Source organism: Adhaeribacter swui (assembly GCF_014217805.1).
GTDB lineage: Bacteria > Bacteroidota > Bacteroidia > Cytophagales > Hymenobacteraceae > Adhaeribacter > Adhaeribacter swui.
The window spans coordinates 972,460-994,078 of record NZ_CP055156.1 but is presented as its reverse complement, the minus strand read 5'-3'; the positions used below and the strand labels follow the sequence as shown (position 1 = coordinate 994,078).

The following is a 21,619-nucleotide window of genomic DNA, read 5'->3' as shown; positions in this document are numbered from 1 at the left end:
CCCTCCTAAAACAGGAGGGGAGCTAAATAACCAAAAAATGAACTGTGGACTATGGGCCATGGACTATCGACTAAAAATAAATAAGAGCACAACTTGCAACCTGCAACTTGTAACCTGCAACTAAAAAATGAACATACTCGAACAAATAGCCGCCCATAAGCGCCAGGAAGTAGCGGAACGCAAAGCTTTGTTTCCGGTGAAATTGCTGGAGCAAAGTATTTATTTCGAAACGCAGCCGGTATCTTTTCGGAAGTATCTGCTGCGGGAAGATTTGCACGGCATTATTGCGGAATTTAAGCGGAAGTCACCTTCGCTGGGTGTGATTAACGGCCATGCTTCCGTGGAGCGTACCACCATTGGTTACATGCAGGCGGGCGCTTCGGCTTTGTCGGTGCTTACAGATACCGAGTTCTTCGGCGGTAAAAACGAGGATTTAACTACTTCCCGCAAGTTTAATTCCTGCCCGATCCTGCGCAAAGATTTTATTATCGACGAGTACCAGATCATCGAAGCCAAATCCATCGGCGCTGACGTGATTCTGTTAATTGCCGGTATCCTGGAAGCCGAAGAAGTAACAAGACTAGCAACTTTCGCCAAGTCGCTAGGGCTGGAAATTTTGCTGGAAGTACACGACCGCGAAGAACTGGAGCGCACCTTAACCGACCAGGTAGATGCCATTGGCGTGAACAACCGCAATCTGAAAGATTTCACGGTCAGCATCAACACTTCCAAAGAACTGGCGGCATTGATTCCAGACACTTTCGTGAAAGTTTCGGAAAGTGGAATCGGAAAAGTTGAAACTATCCTGGATTTGCAAACTTACGGGTACCGGGGTTTTTTAATGGGCGAAGCCTTCATGAAAACCAGCCAGCCCGAAAAAACTTTAGCCGAGTTAATTGAATCATTAAAAACCGCCAAATCTTCTCTGACGCAATAATTTTTAAAAAATGACTATTCCGCCCATGGCTGTTTCCTTAACTAATGCACCCACTACTTTACAGGTGAAAGTATGCGGCATGCGGGAGCCTGAAAACATTGGCGATTTAGTAGCCTTGCAGCCCGATTACATCGGCTTTATTTTTTACCGGAAATCTGCCCGGTACGCCGGCGAAAAACTAAATCCCGAATACGCCAAACACTTGCCGGCTACCGTGCAAAAAGTAGGCGTATTTGTAAACGAAGCCTTGGAAACAATTCTGGCGCTAACAGAAAAGTATGGCTTGCAGGCCGTACAACTCCACGGCCACGAAACTCCAGAACTGTGCCGTAAATTAAAGCAAGCGGGTTTTCTTGTGTTAAAAGCTTTCGCCCTGGATGATAGTTTTGATTTCACAACTTTAGAATTTTACGAAGGCACCTGCGACTATTATTTATTCGATACCAAAGGCCAGCAACACGGCGGCAACGGGGTTACTTTTAACTGGCAAGTTCTGGATCAGTATCACTTAAATACGCCTTTTTTCCTAAGTGGCGGTCTGGACATAGAACATGTTGCTGCCATTAAAGCCGGCCGATGGCCCCAGCTCCGGGGCATCGACATCAATAGCCGGTTTGAACTGGAACCCGGCTTAAAAAATATTTCCAAAGTAAAAAAAATGCTAACGGCATTTCGAGAAAACATTAGCATTGCTGATAAATAAAATTAAAGGTTGTATTGGTTTAAAGAATGAAAACGGAAGTAGATAAATTTTTAAAATTAACTGTTTAAGAATAATCTTCCGGGTTTTCAACCTGCCAACTTTTCAACCTTCTAACTTTTAAACTAATATAGAATGGATTTTTCTGTTGATGAACGTGGGTATTATGGTAAGTTCGGTGGCGCTTACATTCCGGAAATGTTATACCCGAACGTAGAAGAACTGCGCCAGAAATACCTGGATATTATCTACGAACCCAGCTTTCAGGAAGAATTAGATGAGCTGTTGCGCGATTACGTGGGCCGGCCGACGCCTTTGTATTACGCCAAGCGGCTTTCCGAAAAATTTAACGCTAAAATTTACCTGAAACGCGAAGATTTAGCCCATACCGGTGCGCATAAAATAAACAACACCGTCGGGCAAATTTTGCTGGCGAAACGTTTGGGTAAAAAACGCATTATTGCCGAAACCGGGGCGGGACAACACGGCGTAGCAACGGCTACGGTTTGCGCTTTAGCGGGTCTGGAATGCATTGTGTACATGGGCCAGATTGATACCGAACGTCAAAAACCGAACGTAGCCCGCATGAAGCTGCTCGGCGCGAAAGTAGTGCCGGTAACTTCCGGTAGCCAAACCTTAAAAGATGCCACCAACGAAGCCATCCGCGACTGGATCAGCAATCCCGAAGACACGCATTACATTATTGGTTCGGTAGTTGGTCCGCACCCGTACCCCGATATGGTAGCCCGTTTTCAGGCGGTAATCAGCGCCGAAGTGCGGCAGCAGTTATTGTATAAAGAAGGTACCGAGTTCCCGAATTACGTAGTGGCCTGTGTGGGTGGCGGTAGCAACGCGGCGGGCGCTTTTTACCATTATTTAAACGAACCAGCCGTAAACTTAGTGGCAGTGGAAGCCGCCGGACACGGTGTAAATTCCGGTTTATCGGCGGCTACCTCGGTGCTTGGTTCTTTGGGTATTATTCACGGCAGCAAGACCCTGCTTATGCAAACCGAAGACGGCCAGATTGTAGAACCCCATTCTATTTCGGCGGGTCTGGATTACCCGGGTATCGGGCCGATGCACGCGCACTTATACGACAGCGGTCGCGCTAAATTCTACGCCATCACCGACGAAGAAGCCATGCAGGGCGTGGTATTGTGCAGCCGGATGGAAGGCATTATTCCGGCCATTGAATCGGCGCACGCTATTGCCGCTTTACATTACATGCAGTTAAAATCCGACGATGTGGTAGTATTAAACCTATCGGGCCGCGGCGATAAAGATTTGCAAACCATTATTAATTACCTCGACGAGCATGACGGACAATAAAATAGCCCAACTTTTTAAAAAACAACCCGGCCGCAGCCTGAATGTATATTTTACCGCGGGCTTTCCGGAGTTAGAATCCACCACCACTATTTTGCAAACCCTGCAGGATGCTGGTGCCGATTTAGTAGAAATTGGCATGCCGTACTCCGATCCTTTAGCCGATGGCCCGACCATCCAGCAGAGTAACACGGTGGCTCTGAATAATGGTATGTCCATTAAAAAGTTGTTTGAGCAACTGAATAACGTGCGGGATACCGTAACGCTCCCCATTATTCTGATGGGTTATTTAAATCCGGTGCTGCAATTTGGTTTTGAGAATTTTTGCCGTGAAGCTGCGAGAGTAGGGGTAGACGGTTTGATTATTCCGGACATGCCTCTGGTAGAGTACGAAGAAGAATACCAGGCTATTTTCGAAAAATATAACCTGAGCGCCATTTTCCTGATTACCCCGCAAACGTCTGAGGATCGTATTCGCCGCATAGATGCCCTCACCAATGCTTTTATTTACATGGTTTCCACGGCCAGCACCACCGGTAATACCGTAGCCGGCACCGACAGCCAGATAGAATATTTTAAGCGTATCCAGCAAATGAATTTAAAAAATCCGAAGCTCATCGGCTTTGGCATTTCAGATAAAAAATCGTTCGACCTGGCCTGCCGTTACGCCGAAGGGGCAATTATTGGTAGTGCCTTTATTAAAGTTATTCAACAACCCACCGGCCTGCAGGAAAACATCCGCGACTTTATCTATTTAATTAAATCGGGAGAGGAAATTTTTAGTTAGTCTTTAGTCCATGGTCCATAGTCGATAGTCGACAGAAAATTAACTAAGGCTTACACTGGTGTAATAAACTTTAAATCCTAGCGGGTCATTTAGGCGGAACCTATTTAGCTACTCAGTAGTAAAGGTTCCGCCTAAATGACCCGCTGGATTTAAACGCCGTCCCAATTCTAAAAGACAAAACACACTTACCCGTTATCGTAGATCCGTCGCATGGCATTGGCATCCGCGATTATATTGAGCCTATGGCTTTGGCTGCTGTAATGGCCGGCGCTGATGGGTATTATTTAAGAAATCCACGAAAAACCCGAAGAAGCCGCATCCGATGGTGCGCAAACCTTAAACTTTGCCGAGTCGGAAAGGCTGGTGAAAAAACTTTTGGCTACTTACGAGTTGCGGCAGAAGTTGGGGTAACTCAGCGTATGCCATAAAGGGTAAATTTTAAATTTTTAAAATTTGCGTCTATCTTCCTTTATCTTCAACTATGGCGCGGAAGTTACTTCCGTGCCTTGCCTTACTTGCAAGAAATTAAAAATTCTCGTTCGCATAGCTGCTTTATTAATTTTTTTAAATTTAATATACTGCTTGTTGATTAGCATGTTGGTTGTTTTCAGGGCTTAATAGAACTAAGTTACCATCCAGCATTAGAGTAAAAGATCTGGTTTTGAGGTTACTTGGGAAAATCGATTATTGAACCCAATTAGCAAAATAGTTCTGGCGGAAAACAAATTCAAGGTTGCCTTTTTTGGTTAAGCAGATTCTATCTTGTTAATTAGTCTGCTAATCCAAAAAGTTTAACCGGTAAAATAATAGCCCACTATGAAAATAATGATCCAGAACGATTTCGATGATTTGTCGAAAGCTGTTGCCGAGTACATTGTGCAGTATGTAAAGCAAAAGCCTAATGCCTTGTTGTGTTTTCCTTCGGGCGAGTCACCGACTGGGGTTTTGCGGCACTTCGTACAAGCGGTGCAGGCAGGTCAGGTGGATGTGAGCCAGTGTACTTTTATCGGTTTAGACGAGTGGGTTGGTTTAGACGAAAGCAGCGACGGCAGTTGCCGGTATTTTCTGCAGCAGAATTTGTTCGGCCCTTTAAACTTAGCCCCGGAAAAAGCCATTGTGTTTAACGGAAAAGCCGCCGATCTGGACCAGGAGTGCGCACGCGTGAACAACTTTATTCAACAACACGGTCCTTTGGATATCATGCTGGTAGGTATTGGCCTGAATGGGCACATTGGCCTGAACGAACCCGGCACCTCCTTTGATTTGTACGCCCACCATGCCCCGCTAGCCGAAATGACCATTACGGTTGGGCAAAAATATTTTAAGCAACCTACCCCTTTAACCAATGGCATTACCTTGGGCCTGAAACATTTCCAGGAAGCCCACGTGCCTATTTTAATTGCTTCTGGTGGGAAGAAAGCTCCGATCATTGCGCAGTCGCTGGAAGGGGAAGTTACCAACCAGGTGCCCGCCAGCATTCTGCAAACCTTACCCGAGGCTCTTGTGTACCTGGACCGGGCTGCGGCTTCTGAGCTACAGTTTGCTACGGCGAAGTAAAGCGGCTGTTGGGCTGTAGCGTAAAGCCATTTCAGAAGAGTATCGTTGCTGTTTACATAACTAAATTTAAAACTTTAAGCTTATGATTACCCGGCAAACTATTTTTATGATTTTCTTTTTTCTGGCAGTTGCTTGCACGCAGGCCCAAAGCCAAGGGATTGATAGAAGATTGCTAATTGGCAAATGGCAATTAGTGGAAACTACCGTGGGCGAAAACGGATATCCGTCGGGTAACAATGCCAGGTCTATACTTACATTTCAAGAAAATGGCCGTTGGAAAACCGAAGATAAGATTGCCACTTTTCGGGGCTCGGGTACCTGGAAATTACAAGATTCAATTCTGATCCGGGTGCCAGATCTGCATCTTACAAATTATACCGGAACCCGCGAGGTGCACCGAAAAATTACGTTACTAACGCCGCAAAAAATGGTGTTTGAATTGACCAACCATCCGGAAGGAGGTCAGGAGGGTTATCCTAAGTATATTTTCCACTTAACTAAAATCAAGTAATTAAGCATTTTATTACTAGGTTCAATTTTAAGCAAAGTAATCTTTAAAGTATAGGGTAGTCTACAAACCTATAAATTAAAGATAAAAGACAAACGCCAGCTTAGAGACTGGCGTTTGTCTTTAAGGCAGCTGATGCGGGTTATAGGCTCGCACCAGTAATATGAACAATTTTATCTGCATCCTACCCGAAGTTAAGAACCAGATTAAATCAAAAAATTACTTATTCTGCGACTCGTAGGTGCGCACAATTTCCTGGAGGTATTTCAGGAATGGACCAGCAAATTCTTTGCGTTTTAAGGCAAATTCTACATTGGTTTTTAAAAAATCGAGTTTGTTGCCAATGTCGTAGCGCTTGCCTTCGATGGAGCAGGAGTAAACTTTTTCCGTGGAAAGTAAATGCAGCATCGCATCGGTCAGTTGAATTTCGTTGTTTTTACCTTTCGGCGTGGCATCCAGGGAGCGGTAAATTTCCGGGGTTAAAATATAACGGCCAGCAATAGCCAGGTTCGACGGTGCGGTTTCTACGGCGGGTTTTTCAATTAAGGTATTTAATTCCATAATCGAATCGCTGATTGATTGGCCGCCCACAATGCCGTAACGGTTTACTTTGTCGTGGGGCACGGTTTCTACGGCAATTACGGTAGCCTGGTATTGCTGGTAAATATCAATGAGCTGCTGGGTAACCGGAATAATAGAATCAATCACGGTATCGCCGAGCAATACTGCAAAAGGCTCGTCGCCGGTATGATTGCGGGCGTGATTAATAGCATCGCCTAAACCATTGATTTCTTTTTGCCGGATAAAGTAAATGTTCGCCATTTCGGATAAACGGCGCATTTCTTTATACATGGTTTCCTCGTTTTTCTCCTGCAGCCGTTGTTCCAGTTCAAAGCTGCGATCGAAATGGTCGGCAATGGCGCCTTTGCCTTTTCCCGTAATAATCAAGATATCTTCAATGCCCGAGTCAACGGCTTCCTGCACCACGTACTGGATGGTAGGCGTATCAATAATCGGGAGCATTTCTTTCGGCTGGGCCTTGGTGGCCGGCAAAAATCGGGTGCCGAAACCGGCAGCCGGGATTACTGCTTTTTTTACCATAAGTTTTTATTTAGTCGATAGTCTTTAGTCCACAGTCCATGGTAGATAGTCCATGGTGATTTTATTTAATTTATAGTCTACAGTCGGTGAGCTGGGAAATGAAAATTTTAAAATTTTTGCGTTTTATAAATTACGACGGTATGTATTTCCTCTCCCTACCCCCTCCAAAGGGGGACTTTTACTTCACTTACTTTGTAACCTTCCAACTTTCTAACTTTTCAACCTGCCAACTATCAAACAATTGTTGGTTTAATCACGCGGGCGTTTACTTTACGCATTTCGGCTACCAGTTTGTTCAGCATGTCGTCGTCCTGGTAAATGCCGATAACGGAGCCACCAGAGCCGGTAAAGGTGGCCGAGGCGCCGCATTGCCGGGCAGTGTTTACCAGTTCCATGTTGCTATCGCTGATTTTCATAATCTGGCAGCGCTGGTCGAAATTTTCGTTCATCAGATGGTGCAAGGTTACGTAATCGCGTTCCAGTATGGCTTTTTTGCCCGCATCGGCTAAGCTGGCAATGTGGTTTAAAGTATTAATTACGTGCGGATCGCCTTTGTCGTAGCGGGTTTTAATGTCGTTTAACACTTTGCCCGATACTTTACCGAGTTCGGTTTTATAAGCAATGTATAGGTTAGGCAATAAGTCTGGATCGAGGGGTTCGTACAAACCGTGTTTCTTTTCGGCGATAATCTGCTTGTCAAAATTCATGTACACGCAGCCTTCGTACGTTTGAATAACCCGGTCCTGCAAGCCCGCGTTAATACCCAGTTCTTCAGTTTCTACGGCCAAAGCCAGGTTCGGTAGTATTTCCTGCGGAATTTGTACCCGGTAAAATTGCATGAGGCCACGCAAAGTGGCAATAATAATAGCGCTGCTGCCAGCCAAGCCAATCTGGCGCGGAATCGACGAATTATACCGGATAGTAAAGTTTTTATTTTCCAGCTTTATTTTTTCGTTCTGGCAATACTCCACAAACTTTTTAATAGCTGCTTTTAGCAAGGGCGCGCCTCCGTGGTAGCCGGTTAAGTTTACCTGGTCTTGCAACTGGTAAATATTTTTAAATTGATTAATGTCTTGCGGTTGAGGCTCAATAACCAGCTCCGGAGTTTGGTACAATAAAATATGGGCGCCAAAATTTTTAACAATCAGCGAGATGGTTTTTCCATTATAGCCATCCGATGGATTTCCCAGAATGGCGGCTCTGGCATAAGCGCGGGCTTCGATAATCATAAGGTGCGGGTTGCATTTAATTAACCGGAAGCGGAAAGTAATACAAAATGGCTGAATTGTAAGAATACAGGTAGCTAAAAATCTTTCCGCAGTAAATAATTTTAAAATTTCCGCTTCGGAATTAAGGCTAGATTGGCGTGGAAGGAGCCGGAAATTTAACAGTAATCAGATAAAGCTTTATTAATTTTTAGTAAATATTTCAGAATGCTTCATCTAAAACCTTGCGTTAGCCGTATGAATGATATGTTGGAATAAATCAAATATTAATGCATAAAATGATATTATTTAGTAATTTGTATTAATTTGTAAGGATTTGTTATCAAATTATTTATAATTTATAACATAAGTTTAAAGGTAATATTTAACTTTGTATATATTATTGCTTGTTCCTGATCGGCTGCTATTCTGGCGGTAATGTTTGTGGTTGTTGCACCCGTATTAAGCCTTCTCCGGCGGTAAATACCTGGGTTTTCTGAATTTATTATCAATAATTATCTTAGAACCAATCGGTTATTAATTTATGAAACAAATTTACCTTAGTGGATTGCTTCGTATGAGGCAGGTAGTTGCATTTTGTCTTTCTTTATTGGTTTTTGTCAGCCTGGTTTTTCAAGGAAATATTTCTTATGCGCAGTGGACCCGCAAAGCAGATGCGCTTAAAAAGCGGTCGGAGTGCCCGAGTATAATGTATAAAAATAAAATTTATGTATTTGGCGGTTTTGGCGAGTACCCCAACTTTGAACTAGCCGCTGAAATGTATGACCCTGCCACAAACAAATGGACTTTACGGGCACCTTTCCCATCCGGTAAAAAAGTGAGCCATCAGGGCATTGTTCTGGTCGATGATAAAATCTGGCACATCGGTGGCCGGTCCGTAGATGTAAATGGCCCAGTTACCAGCCAAGTAATCATTTACGATATTACCAATAATAAATGGATTAATGGCCCGCAGTTAATTGACCCGGCTACCGGCAAAGCTTTGCCATTGGGCGGTGGGGGAGCTGCTTTAATTGGGCGTACCATTCACGTTTTTGGCGGTTTCTCGCCCAGTATTTGCGTAGATCAAACCAAATACCATTTAACCTTAGACGTAGATAAATGGAAAGCCAACCCAAGTGGTACCAAATGGGAAAACAAAAGTGCGCCTATGCCTTTGGCCCGCAATCATTTTAGTACCGTAGTATTGGGCGGTAAGATATATGCCATTGGCGGCCAGGTAAAACACGATTGCGGGGCCACCGAACTAAACTACGTGCACGCCTACGATCCGGTAAATAACTCCTGGACCCGCTTGAGCAATTTGCCGGCCCCGCGTTCGCATAACGAAATGGGCACTTTTGCCGTGGACGAAAAAATTTATACTATAGGTGGCCAGGGACCTAGTAATGTGGCGCAAAAAACCGTTTTCGTATTTAACCCCGACGCCAATAGCGGCTCTGGTTCCTGGTCTAATGCAACGCAGTACACGTTACCTAACAATTACTTTGGCATATCTGGCAAAGTAGTGGGCAATAAAATTATTATTTCGCATGGGGCCCAGAAATCGGTAAGTAATGAGCGCCGCGAAACGTATACAGCTTCTATTACACGGAATATCCCTTATAAATTTGGGTTTACCGCCAAGTGTTTTACTAAATCTGTAAGCGCGGGGAGTAAGTTAGTGCTTAAAAACTTGCTTTATACCCTTGAGGGCAACAAAACCTATAGCTTAACTTCTAACGCCGCGTGGTTAACGATTACGAAAAATGCCAGCGGTACTGCCGTGCCCACCGGAGTAAACGTAGAAGCCACCATTAATACATCCAGTTTAGCCAAAGGTAGTTACTCGGCCACGGTTACCGCCAAAAGTACCGGCAGCGGAACCACGTACAGCAGCGCCAGTTTCTGCGTGAATATAACCGTAGGCAGCAGTACTACCGGCCAACGCGTAGTAAGTTTTACCCTGATTAACGCTGATTCGGATAAAGATATTCAAACTTTAAACAACAACGCTACCCTGGATTTAGCTAAACTACCTACCAAAAATTTAAATATCCGGGTAAATACCAGCCCGAGTATGGTGGGCAGCGTAAAAGCGGTATTAAGCGGTGTGCAATCGTTAACTAAAACCGAAAGCAGTGCGCCTTACGCCGTTTTTGGTGAAACAAATTATGATTACAACGCCTGGGTACCTAAACTTGGTAGCTATTCTTTAAAGGCCACTCCTTATTCCGGCGCTAGCGCGAGCGGTACGGCGGGTACGGCTTTATCTATTTCTTTTAAAGTGGTTAATTCGGCCGCCCGGCTGGCAAGTGTGGTTGCCCCCCAAGAAACTAAGATAGCCCAACCCGTCGACCTGAAATTACAAGTATACCCTAATCCTAGCGCCGGCAACGACCTGCAGGTAGTGCTCGAAAATTTTGCGGACAAAGAACTGGTGAGCGTAGTCCTGTACGATGGCCTGGGCCGGGTAGCCCACACCAAAACGGTAGAGACTGATGCCGCCGGTAAAGGTACTTTGGTATTGCCGGTAACTCATTTAACTAAAGGTTTCTACATTGTAAAAGCCCAGGGAAAATCGGGTAGTAAACAAACCAAAGTACTCGTGGACTAATATTTTTAATAAAACTGATTAGCATTAATTTTAAGGTTTTTGCTGTTTTTTACCTGCTTAAACTTAACCGTATAAGCAGGTCGTAAAAATTAAAAAAATGTTGATTACGCCCTAGGGAAGCAGAAGAGCAGTCTAAAAATAAGACTGCTTTTTCTTTTTAATTACCGCGATGGTTATTTTTTAAATTTTTTAATTTTACTCAAGGTAAAGTAAGCTCCAGTTCCAGTAATTCCGATTGACCATTGTCGTTGTCCGTAATCGCCAAAGCTTGGTACTGATTGGCTGCGTTTTTTCGGAGAATGCTAATGGATTCTACTTTCCCGGAATAGAAATTACCCTTTGGATCAATGATCCGGGTGGTATGTACTACAGCATCGGGGGCTTGATTTACCGGGATATAACCTACAAAGCTGCCGAGTACTTCGCCATCGAGGTAAGCATCGTTGGTATTTTCTACGGAAGCCGTGATAAATATTTTATTGTCGTAAAAGCTGGTTCCGGAAAAGCCTGCTTTCCAGCCATCAATCTCGGGCAATCGAAAGCGGATAACAGTGTAAGCGGGTAGCGAACCGGTAGGTTGCTGCAAGTAAGCCATGAACGCCGGCAACGGAAAAATAAGGAGCGCATCGGGACCATCTTTCCCGGAGCGTTGCAGCAAATACAGATGTTCTGGGGATGCGGCTGCGGCTTCCAGGTTTAAAGTGCCGCCTGCCGTTACCGCTATATCGTTTTGTAAGGCTTCGTATAAATACTGTAAAGATATTGCTTGTACCGAAGGTTTTTCTTGCGTTGTTGGAGCTAGTTGCACCACAAAACAAGTGTTGCGCTTAGCGGTAGAACCCGACCCAAAAGCTAGTAAATAAGTATTTTTTTTAAATTTTACCCTAGTTAGGCATTCCAGGTCGGGTTTAAGCGGTTTAGGGATGCGGCCAGTGGCAAAATCGTTGGTTTGGAAAAGGGGGTAGGTAGCAATCTGTTCCCAGGTATCGGCTTGCAGTTGATACAACAGCGGTGAATCGTCGCCGATTACAAATAGCTGATTATGGATTATTTCCATGCCCGAGCCGGACGGCAGGTTGGTTAGCAATTTCTGGCGCAGGAGGGTGGCTTTCATGGGTAAATGGCTAACTTGTACGTTTTTAACTGTGGCCTGTTGTTTATCTTTGGGCTTACAGGCCATTGGCTGCCACAGCATAAATCCGAAACAAACGCCAAACATCACCCGCCAGTAATTAAGCATATATCATTTTTAAATTTCTTCCGATTTTATATTCAACCAGGGCAAGGGGTGATGTTACCCGCAACTCCGCCCATCGATGCTTTCACAATTGTTCTATTTCGCAACTTGGTATACGTAATTGTAATGTCCGGTAGATACGGTGCCATTATCAGCTTCGTCAGTAATCTGATTTTGTAAATACAACCTGAATGCACTTCTTCTAAAGCACGAAAGCCGACCAGAGATGCTTTGGTCGGCTTTGGAGAAATGGAAAAATTTAAAAAATTACTTTTGTAAAAGTAGTTTTTGCGTGTGTTGTCCCGCCTGAGTTTGCAGTTGTAGGAAATACAAACCGGCTTCTTGCTTATTGGCTTGCCATTCTAGCTGGTAAGTTTGGTTAGCTTGAGCTTCTGCTTGGAACAAGGTAGTTACAGGATAGCCTTGACTATCATACACCGTCAAAGTAGCGGATTGTGTTTCAGGTAAGGTAAAGCTTACGGTTACTTGGTTCTGAAACGGATTGGGAAAAGCTGTGAATTGAACTAATTCTGTGGGTGCTACGGGTTCTTCTATCGCACTTTCTTCCCTGACTGCAATGATGGAACTAGTTGTGGGAGCTACTTTGACGAGCCAGTAATCGGTTGATCCTTGGCTGGGTTGGGTACGGTCGCCACTCACGCCCGAGTCGGACCTACCGGCCAGTACGTAGTTGCCTTCTTTAGTGAGCAGCATACTCCGCAGTTCCTCGTTACCGCTGCCACCAAACCGCTGGTCCCATTCTTTTACTCCCGTGGCTGTGGTTTTCACCAGCCAGTAGTCTTTCCCTCCTTGGCTCACCTGACTCTTGTCGCCACTTACCCCTGAGCTGGAACTACCTCCCAGCAAGTAGCCGCCTTCCGGGGTCATGCTAATCGTACGTAGTTCTTCGTCTGCGCTGCCGCCATAACGTTTATCCCAGATCTTCTTGCCCGTGGGGTTGATCTTGATAAGCCAGTAGTCTTTGCCGTCCTGGCTGCTTTGGCTTTTGTCCCCGCTCTTGCCCGAGGTGCTGGTGCCGGCCAGAAAAAAGTTGCCCGTGCTGGTGTTCGTGCTACCCAGTGCCATGAGCTGGTCTTCCCCGCTGCCACCGTACCGTTGATCCCAGACCTGCTCGCCTTCGCCGGTAAGACGGACCACCCAGAAATCACTGCTGCCCTGACTCATCTGGGTTTTTGTGCCGCTGATGCCCGAAGCGGAAGTTCCGCCCACCAGAAAGCCGCCGTCGGAGTTAAACACGATTCCTTCTAAGGTTTCATCCTGAGCGCCACCCAGGCGCGTATCCCAGATCTTCTTGCCCGAACGGCTAATCTTAAGTACCCAGTAGTCTTTTCCACCGTAGCTGTTCTGCGAGATATCGCCACTAGCCGGGGAGTTGCTGGTACCCGCCAAAATAAAGGAACCCGAAGGCAGCACCAGCACTTGCGTTAACTCGTCGGTACCCGTGCCACCATAGCGTTTGTCCCAGAGCTTGGTTCCAGAAGCATTAACTTTTACTACCCAGTAGTCCTGGTCGCCGCGGCTTTCCTGGCTTTTATCGCCACTCCTGGAGGAAGCAGAAGAGCCAGCCAGTAAATAGCCGCCATCTGCTGTTTGAACTATACTGTTCAAATAGTCATCCTGACTTCCGCCGTAGCTTTGATCCCACAGCTTTTTGCCGTTCTGGTCACTCTTCACAATCCAGTAGTCGTTTTTGCCTTGGCTAGTCTGGTTTTTATCGCCGCTTACCCCCGAAGTGGTGTAACCACCCGATAAGTACCTGCCATCGGAAGTTTTGATGGCTGTGGTGAGGTTATCTTTACCACTGCCCCCGTAGCGCATGTTCCAGCTAGCTTGTAGGGGCGGCTCTTCCTTTAGCTTGATGATCCAAAAATCATTTTCGCCAATTCTGTTTCCCGATTTGTCTCCGCTCCGGTTAGAGGTAGAATTGCCACCCAGAATATAGCCGCCTTCCGGGGTAGATTGCAGATCGGTTAATCCATCTCCCTCATCACCGCCCAATGTTTTATCCCAGATTGTAGTACCATGAGCGGTGATTTTTATTAACCAAATATCTCCACCTCCACGATCCACTTGCGATTTATCACCTCCTTTAACTGAACTAGAAGAACCCCCGAGGATAAAACTGCCATCAGGAATTTGCAGTAAAGTGTTCAGGTGATCTTCCTGCGCACCACCTAGGGTTTTATCCCATTCTTTGTTTCTTTTGGGGCCTAATTTTACTACCCAGAAATCGTTGTATGCTTCATCAGGGTCTCCGTTAATAGGTTCGGATTTATCCCCCCCTACACCGGAACTGGAACTGCCGGCCAAAATATAGCCACCATCCGGTGTTTGCTGAACCACAGCCAGATAGTCTTCGTTATTTCCGCCAATGGTTTTATCCCATTCTTTGCTGCCATTAGGTCTTAATTTTACAATCCAGTAATCTGATCCATAAGATTTATTCCACTCGGATTTATCACTGCTAAGACCAGACATAGAACTGCCACCCACGATATAACCGCCGTCACTAGTTTGTTGCAGCGAAGTTAAATTATCGTAGTAATCGCCCCCTAACGTTTTATCCCATTCTTTGGTACCGGTGGCATTTACTTTTACTACCCAGTAATCGCTTACGGGTTCGCCTTCTTCGCCACTGCCGCCGCGGTTAACCTCCGATTTATCCAGGCCTTTGCCCGAGTAAGAAGAGCCGCCCAAAATATAGCCGCCGTCCTGGGTTTGCTGCAGCGCGGTTAACTCATCCCAATCATAGCCTCCTAAAGCTTTTTCCCATTCTTTGTTACCATCGGCTTTTAATTTTACAAGCCAATAATCCGGGCTACTAAAATTGTTATTGTTGTATTCGGTGGATCCACCCAAAATGTAGCCTCCGTCCGGGGTTGGTTGCAGCACGGCCAAACTCCCACCGGTAATGACTTTATCCCATACTTTGGTGCCGTCGGCCCTTAGTTTTACAATCCAGGCTCCTGGCTTAGTATCTGATTTATTCCCACTTTTGCCTGATCCCGAATTACCACCTAAAATAAAACCACCATCCGGGGTTTGGTAGGCAGTATATAATCTTTCATCTTGTTTACCACCCAGAGTTTTATCCCAAACTTTTTTGACTGGACTTGCTTCTTCTACTTCAAAGCTTTGGGTAACTTGGGCGGGTAGATACGTTTTATTACCGGGCGCTGATGCTTTTACCTGAACAGTTCCTGTACCGGTTAGAGTAATGGTGTTGCCCTTTAGTGTCGCCGGACCAGAAATTACCCTGAAACTGACTGGTAAACCGGAACTGGATTTTGCCGATAGCGTGAAAGGAACATCGCCAAGGGTTTTGTATGGTATGGTGAGGAAGGTAATAATTTGACCTAAGTTTCTACCGCTATTATCCATTTTTACCACCCAAAAATCAGCGAAACAATTGCTGGCAGAGCAGCCGTGGTTGTCGTGGCTTTTATCACCACCTTTGTTAGACCAGGAACTACCGCCTAATATAAAGTTGCCATCTGGCGTTTGTCCGATAGAATGTAATTCATCTCCACCATTGCTACCAATGGTTTTATCCCAAACTTTGCTGCCATCCGGCTTTAGTTTTATTACCCAGAAATCGGTAGCGCCTATAACCTGCTCGGTTTTATCGCCGTTACTGTTCGAGGATGACCAGCCCCCCAAAATAAAATCGCCAGATGGAGTTTGTTGCAGGGTTTCAAAATTATCCTCCGCATTTCCTCCGTAGGTTTTATCCCAAGCTTTGCTACCGTCAGCATTCAATTTTAATACCCAATAATCAAAGGAGCAATTACCTATGCCGTCGCAACCCCGGTTGTTTTCACTTTTATCGCCGCTTTTGTCAGAGTTGGAACTAGCACCGAGAATGTACCCTCCATCCGGGGTCTGTTGCACGATGCTTTTTCCTCGTTCGCTGCCACTACCACCAATGGTCTTATCCCACATAATGCTGCCATTTCCGTCGGTTTTAATAATCCAGTAATCATCCTGACCTTTGCCGGACTGGGTTTTGTTGCCGCTTCGACCAGAAGTGGAGTGACCACTTAAAATTAATCCGCCGTCGGTAGTTAATTCCAGAGAGTTTAAATACTCTTCACTTTTTCCTCCATAAGTTTTATCCCATTGCTTCACACCATTGGAGTTTAGCTTAACTATCCAGTAATCCCGGTCGCCGCGACTATTTTCCGTTTTATCGCCACCAATGCCGGAGTAAGAAGAGCCTCCAACAATATAACCGCCATCCTGGGTCTGCCGTACCTGAATTAAGCCACCATCATCGTGCCAACTGCCAATGGTTTTATCCCATTCTTTGGTGCCATCCGCTGTAATTTTTATAACCCAATAATCGGTGCCACCTTTGTTCGGTTCTGATTTATCGCCGCTTAAACCGGAGTTTGAAAAACCGCTCAGGATATATCCGCTATCCTGGGTTTGTTGTATAGAATGCAGATAGTCGTAACTGTTCCCTCCAAAAGTTTTATCCCAAACCTTACTGCCGTCAGCATTTAGTTTTATTACCCAGTAATCATCGCCACCTCTACTTTTATGTGACTTATCACCGGTGACACCGGAATCAGAAGTTCCCCCCACAATATATCCCCCATCGTGGGTAGGCTGTAAAACAGAGAAGAATTCACTTTTATTGCCTCCATAAGTTTTATCCCAAAGTATATTCTGGGCCAATGTTGGAATTGAAAGCCAGAATTGTAGAAATAAGAGTAAGCCTATACTGTACCAAAGTGGTACTATTTTTTGATTAGGTGAGATGGAGTAGGAACAGGGTAAAAGTGTTTTCATAGATTAATATTCTAGTTTGTACAAAAAGTAAATAACGATTATTCATTATCAGGGCACTTGTTTGGAAAACTGACAAACAAGAATGTAGAGCACTATAAGACAAATGTTCACAGCTGAGGAAGGTAGTCTAAAGTAATGTTTTTATAAAAATTATACTTAATAATCTTAGATTATTTTACCAAGAAGTAGGGGCAATTTGTGCTTTGTGGTAATTTTTAAATTTTTGGTTTTTTGGCCGGAAGGATTCTTTAATCTTAAATAATGTTAAAAAATAAAGCCGGATAGCATTGCTACTATCCGGCTTTATTGCAAAGTTAACGCTGGTTTACCGGGTCAGCAGGATTTTTTGCTGGTGGCGGTTCGTAGGGGTTTGTAGTTGCAGAAAATACATGCCTGCGGCCTGGTTGTGGGCCTGCCATTGTACCTGGTATTGTTGATGCGCTTGCGCCTGGTTCTGGAACAAAACGGCGACTACTTTGCCCTGGCTGTTATACACCTTTACCGTGGCTACCTGGGTGTGAGGTAAGGTAAAATGAACGGTTAGTTGTTCTTGAACCGGGTTCGGGAAAGCGCTTAGTACTTTCAATTCAGTTTCTGAAGCTGCGGTTATCGGTCGGGTCACTTGCCGGTTAGCGGTTAAGGTACTGGTGAGCGGAGCTACTTTCACGAGCCAGAAATCGGTGCTGCCTTGGCTGGGCTGGCTCTTGTCGCCGCTCACGCCGGAGCTGGACCGGCCGGCCAACAGCAGCCCGCCATCTTTGGTCTGGAACACGCTGCGGAGTTCGTCCAGGCCACTGCCTCCAAAACGTTGGTCTGCGATTTGCTTTCCTTCCTCATTTACTTGCACTACCCAGTAATCGCCATCGCCTTGGCTACCCTGGCTTTTATCACCGCCTTCGGGCGAGTAGGAGGTGCCGCCTAAAACATACTGGTCCTTGTCGGTGAAAGTACTGGCCCTTAGCTCATCGTCTTTACTGCCGCCGAAAGTTCGGTCCCAGAGCAAGTTGCCTTTTTCATCTAATTTAATTAACCAGTAATCTTTGCCCCCTTGGCTCGCCTGGCTTTTATCTCCTGATTGGTCCGAATCACTGGTACCCGCAATAAACAAGTGATTTCCCCGGCCACGACCTACCGAATATGCTTCATCGGTGCCGTTGCCGCCATAGGTTTTTTCCCAAAGCACATTTCCCTCTTTGTCTGTTTTTACGACCCAATAATCGGTGCCACCCTGGCTGGCCTGGGTTTTATCGCCATTATTCCCCGATTCGGAACTGCCGCCCAGGAAAAAGCCATTATCTTTGGTAGCCGTAAAACTGCCCAGGGTTTCGTTTAAGCTGCCGCCGTAGCGTTTATCCCAGAGTTTGGTGCCGGTTTTTGAAATTTTAACGAGCCAGTAGTCGGTGCCGCCCTGCGCAGACTGGCTTTTATCCCCACTGATAGGAGAGTTGCTGGTGCCACCTAACGCGTATTCGCCCGAAGAGAGCTGAATGGCTTTCTGGAGTTCATCATACCCGGATCCACCCAATGTTTTATCCCACTCTTTGTTGCCCTGCGGATCTACTTTTACTACCCAGTAATCCCGGTCGCCCTGGCTTTCTTCGGTTTTATCACCGCTTTTGTTTGAAAGCGATGAACCAGCCAGTAAATAGCCATTATCCTGGGTTTGCAAAACCCGATTAAGGAAATCATCCTGGCTGCCGCCGTAACGTTTTTCCCATTGTTTTTGCCCATTCTTATCCGTTTTTACGATCCAGTAGTCGTTCTTGCCCTGGCTGTTCTGGCTTTTGTCGCCGCTGCTACCCGTGTCCGAATACCCACCGGCTAAATAGCCCCCATCGTTGGTTCTTATAACAGTAGTTAAGTTGTCTTTTCCATTGCCCCCGAAACGGTACTCCCAAAGGGTATTAAGGTCTACATCTTCTTTAAGCTTTACCAACCAAAAGTCCTGGCCACCTCTGCTGGATTCCGATTTATCACCAAAAAATCCGGATTCTGAAGTGCCGCCCACCAGGTACTCCCCGTCACCGGTCTGTTGAATCGAGGATAACAGGTCATTATCATTACCACCCAGGGTTTTATCCCAGGCTTTAGTACCGTCGGCTTTTAGTTTTATAAGCCAGAAGTCGTAGTCAGGGGCACCCCTTGGAATTTGGGTTTTATCACCGGATATAGCCGAAAAGGAATTACCACCTAAGATATAACCGCCATCACTAGTTTGGTGTACCACCGTTAAAGCTTCACTTTCATTTCCACCTAAAGTTTTATCCCAAGTCTTGGCTCCATTGGCATTTAATTTTACTACCCAATAATCATAACCACCTTTAGAAGCTTGTGTTTTATCGCCGCTCCTGCTAGACCAGGAATACCCCCCCAGAATGTAACCCCCATCACTTGTCTGCTCCAGGGATGATAAATAATCTTCATCGGTGCCGCCCAAGGTTTTATCCCAATCCTTGCTGCCATCGGCTTTTAGCTTTACTATCCAGAAATCATTGTTTCCAATACGGGCCTGCGATTTATCGCCACTTTTCCCAGATAAAGAATAACCGCCCAAAATATAGCCGCCATCGCTCGTTTGATGGATCGAACTTAAAACATCTTCATACATGCCTCCAATGGTTTTATCCCAGTCTTTACCTCCATCGGCTCTTAACTTTATCACCCAAAAGTCAGTAAGTCCTTGATAGTCCTCGGTTTTATCTGCCCCAATGCCGGATTCTGAATAACCGCCCAGAATATAACCCCCATCACTTGTTTGTTGCACCGAAGTCAACCAATCCGGGTCGCGTCCCCCTAGGGTTTTATCCCATTCTTTGGTACCATTGGTCTTTACCTTTACAATCCAGTAATCCAAGCTGCCTTTACGGGCTTGCGATTTATCGCCACTTTTCCCGGATGAAGAATAGCCGCCCAGAATATAGCCCCCATCACTCGTCTGTTGCACCGAAGTCAAATTATCATTCCCATTGCCCCCAAAAGTTTTATCCCATTCTTTCGTACCATCGGCTTTTAGCTTTACAATCCAATAATCGAGGCCGCCTTTACTGGCTTGTGACTTGTCGCTGGATTTTCCTGAACTGGAACTTCCGCCTACAATATAACCGCCATCGCTGGTTTTCTGGATAGAGGTTAACTGATCCGTTGAATTGCCACCAATGGTTCTATTCCATTGTTCTTTTATTTTGGAAGCTGGTTCTACCACAAAAGAGCGGGTAGTTGAAACAGGCAGGTAAATAGTATTGCCTGGTTGGGCCGCTTTTATCGTAACGGTACCTACCCCCGTTAATGTAAGCATATTTCCATTACTGATAGTAGCCGGACCTGATTCAACGGTAAAGGTGACAGGCAGGCCTGAACTAGTAGTTGCCGAAAGGGCTATTGGAGGATCATCCAAATCTTTATAAAGAAAAGGTGCAAAGGAAATTAATTGATTCAGGTTCGTTCCGCTATTATCTACCTTCACGATCCAATAATCCCAGCTATTTTTATTAGGCTGCGATTTATCGCCACTCTTATTTGAATAAGAATAGCCGCCCATAATATAATTACCATCATTGGTTTGTTGCAGGTAGGTTAAGTAATCATCACTATTACCGCCAATGGTTTTATCCCAGGCGTAAGAACCGTTAGTATTTAATTTTACAATCCAGTAGTCGTTACCACCTTTAGAAGAGTGCGTTTTGTTACCGCTAATACCTGAATAAGAAGATCCGCCTAGAATGTAAGTGCCATCATTTGTTTGTTGCACCGAACTTAAATTATCATCACTATTGCCGCCAATAGTTCTATCCCATTCTTTGGTACCATCGGCCTTTAACTTAACCACCCAATAATCATTATTGCCTCTAGAAGATTGTGTTTTATCACCGCTGACTCCGGAATAAGAGGAACCACCTAATATATAACCACCATCGCTGGTTTGTTTTACCGAAGCTAAAGCATCCTGACTGTTGCCCCCAAAAGTTCTGTCCCATTCTTTACTGCCATTGGCCTTTATTTTAATAACCCAGTAATCTTCACTACCTTTACCATCTTGAGATTTATCGCCACTAATGTTAGAGTCAGAATAACCAGCCAAGACATACCCTCCGTTGCTGGTCTGTTGAATGGAAAAAGCTATATCCTGGTTATTGCCCCCATAGGTTCTATCCCACTCTTTACTGCCATCGGCCTTTAACTTTACTACCCAATAATCATAATTACCGTTGGATGCCTGCGATTTATCGCCGCTAAGGCCAGAAGAGGAATAGCCAAATAAAATATAGCCACCATCTTTAGTTTGCAATAAAGATTGAAATACGTCATCATTATTACCTCCGATGGTTTTATCCCAAACTTTATCACCTTTAGAATTAAGCTTTACTATCCAATAATCTAAGCCACCTTTGCTGTTTCCCGATTTATCACTGCTTTTACCAGAATAAGAATACCCACCTAAAATATAGCCACCATCACTAGTTTCCTGGCCAGAGCGGAAATAGTCATCACTATTCCCGCCAATGGTTTTATCCCATTCTTTGGTGCCATCGGCACGCGTTTTTACCAGCCAATAATCATAGCCGCCTTTACTATTTTCTGATTTATCCCCGCTTTTATAAGAATAAGAATACCCGCCTAAAATATAGCCGCCATCTTTTGTGTGCCGAAGTGATTGGAAAATGTCATCGTAACTGCCACCAATGGTTTTGTCCCATATTTTATTTTGAGCTAAGCCGGTGGCTATGAAGCACCAATTAAGTAATAAAATGACCCCTACAGAGCGCCATCCGGGCAATTCTACCCGAGGCCATTGACTTAGACGGAAATTATAATCTATGATTTTCATAATT

General features: G+C 45.1%; 12 protein-coding genes and 1 pseudogene. 8 read left to right on the top strand and 5 right to left on the bottom strand.

The window, feature by feature from the left end:
- The first annotated feature begins 127 nt into the window (after positions 1–127).
- The 7 genes and pseudogenes from trpC (at position 128) to HUW51_RS05140 (ending at position 5,818) form a co-directional block, all read left to right on the top strand.
- Positions 128–937, top strand: coding sequence for an indole-3-glycerol phosphate synthase TrpC (gene trpC / locus HUW51_RS05170; RefSeq protein ID WP_185272929.1), 810 nt, complete (start codon positions 128–130; stop codon positions 935–937).
- 10 nt (positions 938–947) lie between these two features.
- A complete protein-coding gene (locus tag HUW51_RS05165) occupies positions 948–1,640 on the top strand; it encodes a phosphoribosylanthranilate isomerase (RefSeq protein WP_228466932.1) in 693 nt (230 codons plus the stop codon).
- A 132-nt stretch (positions 1,641–1,772) separates the two neighbouring features.
- The gene (gene trpB, locus HUW51_RS05160; protein WP_185272928.1) at positions 1,773–2,966 is read left to right on the top strand and encodes a tryptophan synthase subunit beta; all 1,194 of its coding nucleotides are present in this window, start codon (positions 1,773–1,775) and stop codon (positions 2,964–2,966) included.
- Positions 2,953–3,750, top strand: a complete 798-nt coding sequence (gene trpA, locus HUW51_RS05155) for a tryptophan synthase subunit alpha (RefSeq protein WP_185272927.1) — start codon at positions 2,953–2,955, stop codon at positions 3,748–3,750. Before trpB ends, trpA begins: the two co-directional genes overlap by 14 nt.
- A 143-nt stretch (positions 3,751–3,893) precedes the next feature.
- Positions 3,894–4,161: pseudogene (locus HUW51_RS05150) on the top strand (3-deoxy-7-phosphoheptulonate synthase); the annotation flags it as partial.
- Positions 4,162–4,566: 405 nt separating this feature from the next.
- Positions 4,567–5,307 carry a 6-phosphogluconolactonase gene (locus tag HUW51_RS05145; protein ID WP_185272926.1) on the top strand — a complete coding sequence of 247 codons (741 nt, stop codon included), beginning with the start codon at positions 4,567–4,569 and terminating at the stop codon, positions 5,305–5,307.
- Positions 5,308–5,389: 82 nt separating this feature from the next.
- The gene (locus tag HUW51_RS05140; protein ID WP_185272925.1) at positions 5,390–5,818 is read left to right on the top strand and encodes a lipocalin-like domain-containing protein; all 429 of its coding nucleotides are present in this window, start codon (positions 5,390–5,392) and stop codon (positions 5,816–5,818) included.
- Positions 5,819–6,034: 216 nt separating this feature from the next.
- Here the strand turns inward: HUW51_RS05140 and galU are convergent, their stop codons facing one another.
- Positions 6,035–6,916, bottom strand: a complete 882-nt coding sequence (galU, locus tag HUW51_RS05135; protein WP_185272924.1) for a UTP--glucose-1-phosphate uridylyltransferase GalU — start codon at positions 6,914–6,916, stop codon at positions 6,035–6,037.
- A gap of 233 nt (positions 6,917–7,149) precedes the next feature.
- A complete protein-coding gene (locus tag HUW51_RS05130) occupies positions 7,150–8,145 on the bottom strand; it encodes a mevalonate kinase family protein (RefSeq protein WP_185272923.1) in 996 nt (331 codons plus the stop codon).
- Positions 8,146–8,698: 553 nt separating this feature from the next.
- Between HUW51_RS05130 and HUW51_RS05125 the strand changes: the two genes are divergently transcribed.
- The gene (locus HUW51_RS05125) at positions 8,699–10,738 is read left to right on the top strand and encodes a Kelch repeat-containing protein (RefSeq protein WP_185272922.1); all 2,040 of its coding nucleotides are present in this window, start codon (positions 8,699–8,701) and stop codon (positions 10,736–10,738) included.
- A gap of 199 nt (positions 10,739–10,937) precedes the next feature.
- Here the strand turns inward: HUW51_RS05125 and HUW51_RS05120 are convergent, their stop codons facing one another.
- From HUW51_RS05120 to HUW51_RS05110, 3 genes are all read right to left on the bottom strand, one after another.
- Positions 10,938–11,978 (bottom strand): DUF6929 family protein, encoded by a 1,041-nt coding sequence (locus HUW51_RS05120; protein WP_185272921.1) that lies wholly within the window; start codon positions 11,976–11,978, stop codon positions 10,938–10,940.
- 264 nt (positions 11,979–12,242) lie between these two features.
- On the bottom strand, positions 12,243–16,676 hold the full coding sequence (locus HUW51_RS05115) for a T9SS type A sorting domain-containing protein (protein WP_185272920.1): 4,434 nt from the start codon (positions 16,674–16,676) through the stop codon (positions 12,243–12,245).
- A 439-nt stretch (positions 16,677–17,115) separates the two neighbouring features.
- Complete coding sequence (locus tag HUW51_RS05110) at positions 17,116–21,615, bottom strand: T9SS type A sorting domain-containing protein (RefSeq protein ID WP_185272919.1); 4,500 nt, start codon at positions 21,613–21,615, stop codon at positions 17,116–17,118.
- Between the last annotated feature and the right edge of the window lie 4 nt (positions 21,616–21,619).